13 protein-coding genes and 2 pseudogenes are annotated in these 13170 nt (G+C 58.3%); 3 read left to right on the forward strand and 12 right to left on the reverse strand.

What is annotated here, in order from left to right; all coding sequences use genetic code 11:
* Positions 1-368 precede the first annotated feature (368 nt).
* The 10 genes from iscX to WB402_RS01945 all read right to left on the reverse strand — a co-directional run bounded on the left by iscX (position 369) and on the right by WB402_RS01945 (position 7858).
* A complete protein-coding gene (gene iscX / locus WB402_RS01900) occupies positions 369-566 on the reverse strand; it encodes a Fe-S cluster assembly protein IscX (RefSeq protein WP_424205202.1) in 198 nt (65 codons plus the stop codon).
* Between the two features lie 16 nt (positions 567-582).
* Entirely contained in the window at positions 583-921 is a 339-nt protein-coding gene (gene fdx / locus WB402_RS01905; RefSeq protein ID WP_424205181.1) for an ISC system 2Fe-2S type ferredoxin, read from the reverse strand.
* Positions 918-2813: a Fe-S protein assembly chaperone HscA gene (hscA, locus tag WB402_RS01910; RefSeq protein WP_424205183.1), complete on the reverse strand. Its 1896-nt coding sequence runs from the start codon at positions 2811-2813 to the stop codon at positions 918-920. Before hscA ends, fdx begins: the two co-directional genes overlap by 4 nt.
* A 100-nt stretch (positions 2814-2913) precedes the next feature.
* Entirely contained in the window at positions 2914-3453 is a 540-nt protein-coding gene (gene hscB, locus WB402_RS01915; RefSeq protein WP_424205185.1) for a co-chaperone HscB, read from the reverse strand.
* Positions 3454-3471: 18 nt separating this feature from the next.
* Entirely contained in the window at positions 3472-3795 is a 324-nt protein-coding gene (gene iscA / locus WB402_RS01920) for an iron-sulfur cluster assembly protein IscA (RefSeq protein WP_424205205.1), read from the reverse strand.
* Positions 3796-3833: 38 nt separating this feature from the next.
* Positions 3834-4241: a Fe-S cluster assembly scaffold IscU gene (gene iscU / locus WB402_RS01925; protein ID WP_424205187.1), complete on the reverse strand. Its 408-nt coding sequence runs from the start codon at positions 4239-4241 to the stop codon at positions 3834-3836.
* A 38-nt stretch (positions 4242-4279) separates the two neighbouring features.
* Positions 4280-5494, reverse strand: coding sequence for an IscS subfamily cysteine desulfurase (locus WB402_RS01930; RefSeq protein ID WP_424205189.1), 1215 nt, complete (start codon positions 5492-5494; stop codon positions 4280-4282).
* A gap of 272 nt (positions 5495-5766) precedes the next feature.
* Positions 5767-6222, reverse strand: coding sequence for a Fe-S cluster assembly transcriptional regulator IscR (gene iscR / locus WB402_RS01935; RefSeq protein ID WP_424205191.1), 456 nt, complete (start codon positions 6220-6222; stop codon positions 5767-5769).
* 58 nt (positions 6223-6280) lie between these two features.
* On the reverse strand, positions 6281-7075 hold the full coding sequence (gene cysE, locus WB402_RS01940; protein WP_424205193.1) for a serine O-acetyltransferase: 795 nt from the start codon (positions 7073-7075) through the stop codon (positions 6281-6283).
* Positions 7076-7108: 33 nt separating this feature from the next.
* Positions 7109-7858, reverse strand: coding sequence for an RNA methyltransferase (locus WB402_RS01945; RefSeq protein WP_424205195.1), 750 nt, complete (start codon positions 7856-7858; stop codon positions 7109-7111).
* A gap of 140 nt (positions 7859-7998) precedes the next feature.
* Between WB402_RS01945 and WB402_RS01950 the strand changes: the two genes are divergently transcribed.
* The gene (locus WB402_RS01950; RefSeq protein ID WP_424205197.1) at positions 7999-8796 is read left to right on the forward strand and encodes an inositol monophosphatase family protein; all 798 of its coding nucleotides are present in this window, start codon (positions 7999-8001) and stop codon (positions 8794-8796) included.
* Here the strand turns inward: WB402_RS01950 and WB402_RS01955 are convergent.
* Positions 8793-10532 (reverse strand): hypothetical protein, encoded by a 1740-nt coding sequence (locus tag WB402_RS01955; RefSeq protein ID WP_424205199.1) that lies wholly within the window; start codon positions 10530-10532, stop codon positions 8793-8795. The two genes, WB402_RS01950 and WB402_RS01955, sit on opposite strands and share 4 nt — an antisense overlap.
* A 505-nt stretch (positions 10533-11037) precedes the next feature.
* Here WB402_RS01955 and iscB point away from each other — a divergent pair.
* Positions 11038-12443 (forward strand): annotated as a pseudogene (gene iscB / locus WB402_RS01960) (RNA-guided endonuclease IscB).
* Positions 12443-12766 (forward strand): ferredoxin FdxA, encoded by a 324-nt coding sequence (fdxA, locus tag WB402_RS01965; RefSeq protein ID WP_424205200.1) that lies wholly within the window; start codon positions 12443-12445, stop codon positions 12764-12766. The pseudogene iscB and the gene fdxA overlap by 1 nt, the downstream one beginning before the upstream one ends.
* Before the next feature lie 27 nt (positions 12767-12793).
* Here fdxA and WB402_RS01970 read toward each other — a convergent pair.
* Positions 12794-13170, reverse strand: a pseudogene (locus tag WB402_RS01970) (DNA helicase UvrD); the annotation flags it as partial.

Consider the following 13170-nt stretch of genomic DNA (forward strand, 5'->3'; position numbering starts at 1 on the left):
GGTATTTACCGCGAATAACAGGCGTTAGCGCCTGGAGCCCGAAACGAAGGGCGACTCCCTTCCGACTGAGGCGAAGTAGCGGCTCTGTCCCGTGGCGCAGCTCCTTCGGACGGAGACGCAAGGCCGCCACATAAAGAGACACCAACTATGAGCCGCTCGGCCACCACCTCCGAAAGAGCTATCGCCTCGGGAGGTGGCGGCCCTTCGAAGGGAGTACGCCGGGCCGTCACATGAGGCAACGTTCAATGAGTCGCACCGGCCGCCACCGCCGAAAGAGCATGCGCCTCGGGCGGTGGCGGCCCCTGCAGACGGGACCGGCACTTCGCCTCCATCGGCAGACAGTCACCCTGAGCCACGGGATCCAGCGGCTAATCCCCGTATTCATCCATCCAGGCCATTTGGATCGCCTCGAGAATTTTTTCGCCCGAGCGCTCGGACTTGTCCTCGAAATCGGGCAGTCCCATCACCCATTCATGCAGATCGGTAAAGCGGACGGTCATCGGGTTCACGTCGGGGTATTTCTCGCTCAGCGCGATCGCGAGTTCCCGGGTATCGGTCCATTTCAGTCTCATAAAAGCCTCCTCAGTGCTGCTCGGATACGAGATTGATCGTGTACTTGGGTATCTCGACAACCAGGTCCCGATCCCCGACCTTGGCCTGACAGGAAAGGCGCGATTCGGGTTCCAGCCCCCAGGCCTTGTCGAGCAGGTCCTCCTCCTTTTCCTCGGCCGGCTCGAGGCTGGTGAAGCCCTCGCGCACGACCACGTGGCAGGTAGTGCAGGCGCAGGATTTTTCACAGGCGTGCTCGATCGGGATACCGGCGTTGAGCGCCGCGTCACAGATACTGACGCCCGGCTCCACCTCGATGGTCTTGCCCTCGGCGCATATCTGCGGATGCGGTAGAAAAGTCAAACGCGTCATGACGTGGATTTGTCCCTGGACGCGCTGAATTCTTCGATCTTATGACCGGTGAGGGCACGGCGAATGTTGGCGTCCATGCGACGCGTGGCAAACGTCTGAGTGGCGCTGTCGAGCGCCTTGATTGTTTGCCTGATGCGGGCAGCGTCATTGTCTTTGCGCGCGGCTATCAGGCCATCGAGATGGCGATCGATTTCTGCGCGCTCTTTCGAATCAAGCAGGGCACCATCGGCATCGAGCGCCCTATGTACAGCCTCGATCAGACGATCGGCGTCGACCTGCCGTTCACGGAGCTGGCGTGCCTGCTCGTCTTCGCGGGCGTGGTCAATGGAATCGCGCAACATATGTTCAATCTCTTGGTCCGTCAGGCCGTAAGACGGCTTGACGACCACGCTGCTCTCCACACCTGTTGTCAGCTCTCTGGCAGACACGCTGAGCAACCCGTCAGCGTCAATCTGGAACGATACGCGTATGCGCGCCGCTCCTGCCACCATTGGCGGGATACCGCGCAGCTCGAATCGCGCCAGCGAACGACAATCGGACACGAGTTCGCGCTCGCCCTGTACGACATGAACCAGCAATGCCGTTTGACCGTCCTTGAACGTGGTGAAGTCCTGGGCCTTGGCCACGGGGATAGTGGTATTACGCGGGATGATCTTCTCCACCATGCCGCCCATAATTTCCAATCCCAGGGAAAGCGGAATCACGTCGAGCAACAGCATCTCTTCGTCGCGCTTGTTCCCGATGAGAATATCGGCCTGCAAGGCCGCGCCGATCGCCACCACCTTGTCCGGATCGATATCGGCCAGCGGCTCGCGACCGAAAAACTGCGAAACCTTATCGCGCACGCGCGGAATACGCGTCGCCCCGCCGACCAGCACCACGCCATCGACGTCGTCGGCGCGGATACCGGCATCGCGCAATACGCGTTTGCAAGGTGGAAGTGTGCGGTCAACCAGCGGATCAATCAGCGCATTCAACTGGGTGCGTGTTAGTACCCCTTCCCAGATTTCGTTGTTGTCGCGCTGGATGCGCAGCGTCGCACGCTCGGCGGAGGTCAACATTTCCTTGGCGGCGCGTGCATCACGCAACAAGCGGCGCATCTGCCGATGATCGGCGTCATCCTTGATGCCGGCCTCGTGCATGATCCATTCAGCGATCGCATGGTCCATGTCATCACCGCCCAGCGCCGAATCACCCGCGGTAGCCATCACCTCGAATACTCCGCGGTTGAGCCGCAGCAGAGAGATATCGAAGGTCCCGCCGCCCAGATCGTATATCGCGTATATGCCCTGCGGATTTTTGTCGAGGCCATACGCCACCGCGGCCGCCGTGGGTTCACTGAGCAGGCGCAGGACATTGAATCCGGCAAGACGCGCGGCATCTTTTGTCGCCTGGCGCTGGGCATCATCGAAATAGGCCGGCACGGTGATGACGGCATCCCCGATTTCCACGCCGAGGGATTCCGTGGCGCGGAGTTTGAGTGTTTTCAGAATTTCAGCGGAAACGGCCACCGGGCTCTGATCGCCGGCAACGGTGCGTATGCGTGGCATCGCGGAATCCCCGCGGGAGAATTCATAGGGAAGCGATTGACCGAGTTTACGCACGTCCTCGATGCCGCGCCCCATCAGGCGCTTCACCGACGCAATGGTATTAAGTGGATCCTCGTGCGCCACGGCAATGGCGTCATGGCCAACGATGGGTCCGTCTTCCACGCGGTAACGCACCACCGATGGCAGCAGGTGACGTCCCTGCCCGTCCGGCAAGGTTTCGGCCACGCCGCTGCGGACACAGGCAACGAGCGAGTTGGTGGTGCCGAGATCGATGCCCACCGCGTAACGGCGTTCGTGCGGCGCCGGCGTTTGCCCCGGTTCGCTGATCTGAAACAATGCCATGGTAATTGATTCGATTATTAAACCGCCAAGGCGCCAAGGTCACCAAGAAAGCAAAAACAATTGATCCAGAAACTTGGTGTTCTTGGCGGTTAAGAATTCCTTAAATCAGTTCTTCTTCGAGATTGTCGATTTCCCGGCGCATCTTTTCCAGAAACTGCATCTCTCGCACCGCGTTGCGTGCCCTTCCGCTTCCGTCCGGCGAGTCGTCGGCGAATGCGCGTCGAAATTGTCCAATCTTGTCCTGCAACCGCTGCTCGATCCGGTTCGCCAGTTCCGCCAGCTGTTTATGCGGATTATTTGCCTGTCTCACTTCCTCAAGTTCTTCACGCAATTCCATCTGTTCCATTAAAAACGCGGGGTCCATCGTCGTGTCGGTTTCATCGTCAAGATCGATGCCGCGCAGACTTAAAAGATATCGTCCCCGCTGTACCGGGTCCTTGAGTGTCTGGAAACCCTCGTTGATCAGCGCTGTCATCTGCAGCGAGAGACGGCGATCCTGGTCGGAGGCGTTGGCAAACTTGTCCGGATGGATGCGCCGCTGCAACTCACGGTAGCGTACGGCCAATTCATCGGTGTCGATGTCGAATGCCGCCGGCAGCCCGAACAATTCGAAATGATTTTTGCCCGGAGCAGGATGCATGCCGGTGATGTCGACGTCTCAGATGTTGAAGCTTTCGCCGCAGCCGCAGCTGTCCTTGACGTTGGGGTTGTTGAACTTGAAACCCTCGTTCAGCCCCTCACGCGTGTAATCGAGTTCGGTACCGTCGAGATAGATGAGACTCTTCGCGTCGACGATGACTTTCGCACCGTGGCTCTCGTACACGTGATCATCGGGTTCGATCTTGTCCGCGTACTCGATCACGTAAGCCTTTCCCGAGCAGCCGGACGCCCGCACGCCGACACGCAGACCTTCGCCCTTGCCGCGTTTTTCAATAAACTTTCGCACGCGCTCGGCAGCGGCCTGGGTCATGGTAATTGCCATATTCGTCATGTTCTCCGTATTGCCTGACCAAAAAAATATCAGGCGGCGTCGGCCTTTGAGTCCTTGCCGGTTGCCTTGGTCTGGTAATCCGCAATCGCCGCCTTGATGGCGTCCTCGGCCAGCACCGAGCAGTGGATTTTCACCGGCGGCAGCGCGAGTTCCTCGGCAATCTGGGTGTTCTTGATCTTGCCCGCCTGCTCGATGGTCTTGCCCTTGACCCACTCGGTCAACAGCGAGCTCGAGGCGATGGCACTGCCGCAGCCATAGGTCTTGAACTTGGCGTCCTCGATGACACCCTGTTCGTTAACCTTGATCTGCAATTTCATAACGTCGCCGCAGGCGGGCGCACCCACCATGCCGGTGCCGACGTTCGGGTCGGTCTTGTCCAGCACGCCAACGTTGCGCGGATTCTCGTAATGGTCCAACACCTTGTCACTGTATGCCATGGTTGTGTCTCCTGAAAATAACCCGAATCATATCCCGATCAATGCGCCGCCCACTGCACCTTGCTGAGGTCAACGCCTTCCTGATGCATTTCCCACAGCGGCGAAAGCTCGCGCAACTTCGCGACTTTTTCCTTCACGAGCATGGCGGCGTAGTCGATTTCTTCCTGGGTGGTGAATCGACCGATGGTGAAACGAATCGAACTGTGCGCCAGCTCGTCGTTGCGACCGAGGGCCCGTAACACGTAGGAAGGCTCCAGGCTGGCCGAAGTGCAGGCCGAACCCGAGGAAACCGCAATGTCCTTGAGTGCCATGATGAGCGACTCGCCTTCGACATAATTAAAACTCATATTGAGATTGTGGGCGACGCGATGCTCCAGGTCGCCGTTGACGTAAACCTCGGGCATGTCCTTGAGGGTGTTGAGCATGCGGTCGCGCAAACCGCGCACGCGCTCGATCTCCGCGGCCATTTCCTGCTTTGCATAACGGAATGCTTCGCCCATGCCCACGCACTGATGCGGCGCCAGGGTGCCGGAACGCATGCCGCGCTCGTGGCCACCGCCGTGCATCTGCGCTTCGAGACGCACGCGTGGTTTGCGCCTGACATACAGTGCACCGACGCCCTTGGGTCCGTAGGTCTTGTGAGCCGAGAGCGACATCAGATCCAGATTCATCGCATTCACGTCAATCGTCGTTTTACCCGTGCTCTGCGCCGCATCTGAGTGGAACAATACACTGCGTTCTCGTGTAATTTTTCCGATGGCGGCGAGATCCTGGATGACGCCAATCTCATTGTTCACGTGCATGACGGACACGAGTATCGTGTCCGGGCGGATCGCGGCCTTGAGTTTCTCCAGATCGAGCAAACCGTTGGGCTCGGGATCGAGATAGGTAATTTCAAAGCCTTCGCGCTCGAGTTGCCGGCAGGTATCCAGCACCGCTTTGTGCTCGGTCTTGCAGGTAACGATATGCTTGCCCTTCTTGCCGTAGAAATTGGCTACACCCTTGATCGCAAGATTGTCGGATTCGGTCGCGCCCGAGGTCCAGACAATCTCCTTCGGATCGGCGCCGATCAGCGCCGCCACATTTGCACGCGCTTCCTCGACCGCCTCCTCGGCATGCCAGCCGAAGGGGTGCGAACGCGAAGCCGGATTCCCGAACTCGCCGTCAAGCGTCAGATATTTGCACATCTTCTCCGCCACGCGCGGGTCCACCGGCGTGGTGGCGGAATAATCAAGATAAATCGGTTTTTTCATTTTCCTTTCTCTCTAAACCACGGCTTGCCCGCGAGTTGCAGCCGACGGCTCGCCCCCGGCGACGCGCCGCAACTTATGCAAGCTGCGCTGCCAGCGCCAAGATACTGTCGATCGCAAAATAGCCGGTCTGAGACCGTCGTTCATGAAAATCGCCCGGCCGGGATGTACGGTTCCGTGAGTTGCGGCGACATTGATTCCAACACTCACGAATCGAACGCAGTGGTCGCGTTATGATCAAGATAATCCGGCATTGGTAAACCCCCGCCAACAGATTAGTTCGCTACCACCTGCATGCGTCCTTCCTGGCGCGAGGCCACTTCCTGTACATGCGGCTTGGTGACCAGATCGCCCAAGGTAATCCCATTCAGAAATTCATGAATGCGGGTACTCAGGTCTTCCCACAGCTGATGCGTCAGGCAGGTTTCGTCACCATGGCAGTTTTTTTCACCGCCGCAACGAGTGGCGTCGATGTTCTCATTTATCGCCACAATAATTTCAGCGACCGAAATCTTGGCGGGTTCCTGCGCCAGGGTGTAGCCACCGCCCGGGCCGCGCACACTGTCCACAAGACCGCTGCGACGCAGTTTGGCGAACAGCTGCTCGAGATACGACAGGGAAATCCCCTGGCGTTTAGCAATGTCCGCCAAGGTTACCGCGCCCTTGTCATAACGCAGGGCCAGATCCAGCATGGCTGTCACGGCATAACGACCTTTCGTTGTCAGTTTCATAGGATATATTCCCACACGGTTTATGTACCGATGTAGTTTACTTACCTGATAGATTTAGTCAACTATTCTCTTTGGGTGTATCTCTTTGCGGATAGCTATCCGGCGGCGGTTCTTCAAGATTACTTACATCAAGCTGTGGCATTTCCAGATTTACCTTGATTCCAGCCTTTTCCAGCGCAGATGAAAGAATTTTCATTTTATTATCAACAACGTGCATGTGGTCCAACATTAAATCAATCGCCTGGGCCACTGGGTCAGGCATTTCGGGGCTCTGGCCGTAGGCTTCGAATCCGAGCTTCTTGGCCATCGCCTCCCGCAACTGGGATTTAGTATCCTGCTTCCTCGGACCGATGACACGTCCTGGAATACCGACGATGGTCGCCCCTGCGGGCACATCCTTCACCACCACGGAATTGGATCCGACGCGCGCATTATCGCCGACCATAATTGGCCCCAAGATCTTGGCGCCGGCACCGACCACGACATTATTGCCCAGCGTTGGATGGCGCTTTCCCTGGCGCCACGTTGTCCCTCCGAGCGTGACCCCGTGATACAGCGTGCAATCATCTCCAATCTCGGCCGTTTCACCGATCACAACGCCCATGCCGTGATCAATGAAAAAACGCCGCCCAATCTTCGCGCCCGGATGAATCTCGATGCCGGTAAGCCAACGCGCTGCCAGTGCGAGCCACCGGGCCAACCATCTGAGACGCCAGCACCACAACCGATGCGAGAGGCGATGGAAGGCGAGCGCATGCACGCCAGGATATACCGTCAGCAGTTCGAACACGGAACGCGCCGCCGGATCACGCTGAAAAACGCTGGCTAGATATTCACGCAGATTTTTAAGCATGTGGGATAATATCCTGATCTGAAAGTATTATCTTTATTCTTGATTGTTTTTGTCAAGTTTTTCGCGGTGCTGCTGAACAGCCGTAAGTATGCCACGTAAAATGTTCATCTCGTTATGATCCAATACAACCCGGTTGAACAGCCGCATCAAACGACGCATCAGTCGCCGCGGGTTGGCTGGGTCGAGAAAACCAATTAGCTGCAATACCTCTTCCATGTGGCGGTACAAGCCCTGCATGTCCTCGTCGCTCACCGGCCTGCCTTCACGCGTATCGGCCTGGTTCGCTGACAACTCAGAGAGCCCCACTCGGTGAATCTCATAGGCAAGTATCTGTACGGCACAAGCGAGATTTAGGGATGAATAGTTCCTGTCGGTGGGAATGGTCACGACGAAGTGGCATCGGTCCAGTTCCGCATTGAGCAGTCCAGTGCGCTCCTGTCCGAAAAGCAATGCTACCGGACCCTGCTGCGCCCCTTCCACCAGACGGCGTGCACAGGATTCGGGAGCAAGACTGGGCCATTCAATACGCCGCTGACGCGCGCTCGTGCCGATAACGAGATGGCAATCCTTGAGCGCCTCATCGAGCGAGGCGCAGATCACCGCATTTTCGAGCACATCGTCCGCGCCGGCGGCGCGGTCAGTAGCATCGGCGCCGGGGAAATCTTCGGGGGCCACCAGATACAGGTGGTGCAGGGACATATTTTTCATGGCGCGCGCGGTCGCGCCGACATTGCCCGGATGGGTTGGACGGACCAGAACGATGCGGATGTTCGATAGAAACATGAGCCGTCCTGTATCGAGATAGACGCCTATTCTACAGGCTTCGGCCTCGGGCTTCCGCTTTCAACCTGCGGCACAGCCCATTACAATGCATGCCCACATCCGGCGCACCCCCGCATAAGCCAGCCCGTCAGGAATAACCCATGCATCCCATGTTGAATATGGCGGTCAAAGCCGCACGCAGTGCCGGCCAAATCATCATGCGCCACCTCAATCAACTGGATCGTCTGACCGTTGAAAGCAAGGGCCGCAAGGATTTTGTAAGCGAAGTGGACCGGATGGCGGAAAATGAAATCATTCGTATCCTGCACACCGCCTACCCGAACCACGGCTTCCTCGGGGAAGAATCCGGCGTACGAGCCGGCGACGATTACGTGTGGGTGATCGATCCGCTCGACGGTACCACTAACTTCCTCCACGGCATGCCACATTTCGGCGTCTCGATCGCGCTCAAGTGCAAAGACCGTCTTGAACAGGCGGTGGTGCTGGACCCGACGCGTGACGAACTCTTCACGGCCTCGCGTGGCAACGGCGCGCAACTCAACGACCGCCGCATCCGCGTCAGCCGTGTCACGGATATGGAATACGCGCTACTGGGCGCGGGCTTTCCGTTCCGATCACATCAATATACGGATGTCTGGATCAGCACCCTGAAGGAATTCATGTTGACCACGAGCGGCATTCGCCGCCCGGGTTCGGCCTCGCTCGATCTCGCGTACGTCGCCTGCGGGCGATTCGATGGCTTCTGGGAAATCGGATTGAAACCTTGGGACATGGCGGCCGGCGCGCTGCTGGTGCAAGAGGCCGGTGGATTCGTCAGTGACTTCGCCGGGGAGCAGGGTTATCTTGAAAGCGGCAACATCCTCGCCGGCAACCAAAAGATTTATGCCGAGATGCTGCGTCGCCTCCAGCCGCACCTGCCGCCCGAGCTGCTGCGCTAGCTGCGCGGCAACTCTTTCAACACATCCGCGAAAACAATCGACTCGAAGATATTGCTATGCTCGAGGCGCTTCAACAGGCGCACCATGCGCAACCCTTTCCCCTCTTCCGCCAACCACAGGTTGGTACCGGGCGTAAAGACACCGCGCGGCAGGAGCAACGTCGCCGGCCGGCGCAACACTTCAACAGCAGGTAATAGCAGAGCAGGTTGAAATTCTCGCTCGTTGGCAGGGCGAACCGGCGCCACCGCAACCGGCGCGGCGCCGAAGGCCAGAAGCTCTACACCCATTTCGAGTTCATCGGCATGAGGGCTTTTCATCCAGCGAACCACGCCAGCACTCCAGCGTCCGACCTCCTCCATCTGCTGGATGCCAATCACGTCACCCACGCGCACGTACGTGCGCGCATTTCCATGGCGCACGAGTTGCAGCCCTTTGGGTGCCGCATCTTTGATCTGCCAGCGGTCTACCCGGAAGATTCCGCTTGAAGTGAGTGTGATATCGGCGGTCTCCGCCGCCGGGGACGGCAATATTTTTTCAGTCGGGTCATCGAGTGCAATAAAGTCCTCGTCCTGATTCACCTCGCGGGAAATATCTTCCTCGATATGCGCTGGTAAAATAAACCGGTCGTCGGATATGCCATGAGGACTTTCCATGACCGGAGGCGCAAACGGCTTCTGGCCGCTGGCAAAGAAATGCAGCGCCGGAATTCCGGCACACACGAATGCCGGACCGCCGCGCTGGATGCGCGAATACCGCCGCCGCGGTACCTGACCCCAGGAACGCTGCATGCGTTGCAGCATCTCCAGGCACATTTTGTCGAGACAATCCAGCCCAATCGAAAGCGTGCGGGCGCTGTCACCCTGCTGCAGGCGCTGAATGAAAAACTGGATCGTGCGCAACAGCTCGACGGCATCGAGTAGACGCAATCCCTGATCCGGCTGGAATTGCATATCGCGCGGGAACGGTACCGGCGGCGAGTCCGTCGTCAGATCGATCAGAAAATGTCCGGCGGGATGCGGGACCTCTAGGTTGTCACGCAGCTCGGCCTTGGCACCCCAGTGGGACAGAAAGCGCTGCACATGACGGCATTCGTTCTGCGGCAACTGGTAAGGATTGCTCAGCCCCAGCAGAAGAATACGAATGTAGTCATGCACGAGCGTGGTTTTTGCGCCCATTGGCATGGCCATCTCCACCACTTCCGTCTCAAGACCGTGTTCCACCGCATAACGATAGATGGCATGGAGTTCGCGCCAGACCTCTGACGGATAGGGCATGTAGACCTGGTAGGAGTGCAGTAGCACTTCACCGAGGTAGTGCATGGCGCGCTCAAGCGCATGTGCGCGCAGTGACTTCTTGGCCCAGCGCAACCGCTGCTGTTCCATCACGTGAAGGCAGCCTTTGTAGCCGTAGGCCATCTCCATGTGCAACTGACGGATGAATTCCGCCAATTGCCGTTTTTTCGGTGTCAGGGGCAGCGCCGCGCGGGAAAAATAGGGTTCAAGCGCAGCCGTGACAGAGGCGACCGGACGGCAGTACAACTCCATCAACTCGAAACGGCAGGTGGGGTCCAGTTCCTGGCGGTTAAGGGTATAGAGGGCCTGATAGATTTCCCGCGCCGATTCGGCGCTGTCGGCCAGCGGCAACGAGGCGATCCAGGCACGCGCGGATTTCGGATCGGTTTCGGCCATCCAGGCTGAAACCCGCTTTGCCGGCATTGAAAGAGTGAATCCCGTCACTGATGACTCCGTGGCCTTGGGCCAGGGTATTTCCGAATACTATCAACTGATTATATAGCACAACCATGATAAATCCGGGTGGCGGAATCAGGCAATTGTATGAAAGAATTCCACGTTATTAACGACTTACAGACGATCAAAAGCCGTTCCGCTTATTCCCCGTATTCGGCTGCGCGTGTATCATTCGGCGCGCTTCATAAATGTTTTATAAGTTAGTGGAGATGGTCGGTCAACCACCCTTCCTAAAAGGAAGGGGCTTTTAAAGCGAAAGCCGAACAAGTCCGAGGTTGACCAGGAGAAGCGGTAACCAACCCGCTACGTTGCATACAGGCTCAAGACCCACCGGCGAATGCTTCCTCAGTTCGCCGCTCTGGAAGTCTCGGTTGCAGACAAGGTCCGGGTAACCACGAAACGGACCGAGACGTAATGCCGGTATGCAACTTCCCCGAGGGGAGATGTCCGCTAGGACACGTTACCGCCGAAAGGCGAGAAAGGAGTAATCCCAGTGCGAGTATTCGTGCTCGACAAGAGAAGTAAACCCTTGATGCCGTGCCATCCGGCGCGGGCAAGGGATCTGTTAAAAGAGGGCCATGCAGTTGTCCATCGCGTTATGCCTTTCACGATCCGCCTCAAGGACCGTGTTGGCGGTGATGTTCAACCCGTGCGCCTCAAGCTCGACCCGGGCAGCAAGGTAACGGGCCTGGCGCTGGTCCGGGAGGCGGAAGCGGTTGCTCCGGCAACCGGCGAAATCCAGCGCCAGGCACACGTGCTGATGCTGGCGGAGCTTCAGCACCGCGGCCAACAGATCCGTGAGGCGCTGACACAGCGGCGTTCTTTCCGCCGTCGCCGGCGTGGCACGAACCTGCGCTACCGTGCTCCCCGCTTCGCTAATCGAACGAAACCGGACGGTTGGCTGCCACCCTCCCTGCGGCACCGGGTGGACAGCACCCGGTCCTGGGTGAATCGGCTGCGCAAGCTCTCGCCCGTCACAGCCCTGTCCGTCGAACGGGTACGGTTCGACACGCAGTTGCTCCAGAACCCGGAGATCTCGGGGGTGGAATATCAGCAAGGCACGCTCACTGGCTATGAGGTGCGCGAATACCTGCTCGAGAAGTGGGGCCGGCAGTGCGCGTATTGCAATGCGGAAGACGTGCCGCTGGAAATAGAGCACATCCAGGCTAAATCCAACGGCGGCAGCGACCGGGTGAGCAACCTGACGCTCGCGTGCAAGGAGTGCAACGAAGACAAAGGAACTCTGGACGTTCTGGAGTTCCTTGCGCACAAACCGGAAACGCTCAAGCGTATCCTGGCGCAAGCGCAGGCACCGCTTAAGGACGCCGCGGCGGTGAATGCCACGCGCAACGCGCTGTACCGCGAGCTGTGCGATACCGGGCTGCCGGTGGAAGCGTCCACCGGCGGACGTACGAAGTTCAACCGTTTGCAGTTCTGCATTCCTAAGGCACATTGTCTGGACGCGGTGTGTGTCGGGGACGTGGCTTTGGTTGAAGGCTGGCAACAACCTGTCTTTGGCATCAAGGCCATGGGACGCGGCAGTTACCAGCGTACCCGGCTCACGAAGTTTGGATTCCCGCGCGGGTATCTCACACGCCAGAAACAGGCGTACGGGTTCCATACCGGCGACATGGTGAAAGCCACCGTACCGTCCGGGAAGAAGACCGGAGTCCACTGCGGGCGGGTGGCGATCCGCGCCTGGGCAGCTTCAACCTCCAGACGCCGCAAGGCGTCATTCAGGGCTTATCGCATCGGCATTGCCGGATTATCCAGCGGGGCGATGGGTACGGGTATTCAACCGTAGCGCAACAACGAAAGGAGAGTGGGAACATGGGGCACGCTGCGCGTGCTGCGCTATCCATCCCCGGCCTGAAGGCCGAGGTTTCCCGCGCAAACTGATGACTTATGTGGTTACTGAAAGCTGCATCCGCTGCAAATACACGGATTGCGTGGAGGTCTGCCCGGTGGACTGTTTCCACGAAGGACCGAATTTTCTGGTCATCGACCCGGACGAATGCATCGATTGCACCCTGTGCGTACCGGAGTGCCCCGTAAACGCCATCTTCGCGGAAGATGATCTGCCGGAAGACCAAAAGCAGTTCACGCAGATCAACGCCGATCTCACGAAAAAATGGCCGGTCCTCACTGAGAAAAAACCCGCCCCGCCGGATGCCGCCGAATGGGAAGACAAGCCCGACAAGCTCAAGTACCTTGAGCGCTGAAGCAGCGACCCGGCAAATTCCGTATCCTCATCGGCTCGCTGCAGCGGATGCCCACTCGCGCCAACCGCCCAACAGTGGAAAATATAGCCCCAAACGGATTGGCCGGGCATCGATCTTACCCATCAACGCCGCGTAACGCTCAAGCTGCGCCGCATAGCGTTCGCGCTCACGGTCGAGAAATTCATCCAGTCTTCCACCCTCATGGGAACTCGCCTTGTAATCGATGATCCAGCGCACGCCCTTATCGTCAACGAACGTTCGATCAAGAATCGCATTCACAATCTCTCCATCAATAATACCACTCAGCGCATACTCACCATGCGCATCTGAATGCGCTTGATCCAGGATCCAGCGCCCGCGCTCATCCGACAGCGTCCGCGTCAGAGCCGCCTCGGCACGTGCGA

Origin of the sequence: Sulfuricaulis sp., assembly GCF_049587675.1 — a bacterium.
Lineage (GTDB): Bacteria > Pseudomonadota > Gammaproteobacteria > Acidiferrobacterales > Sulfurifustaceae > Sulfuricaulis.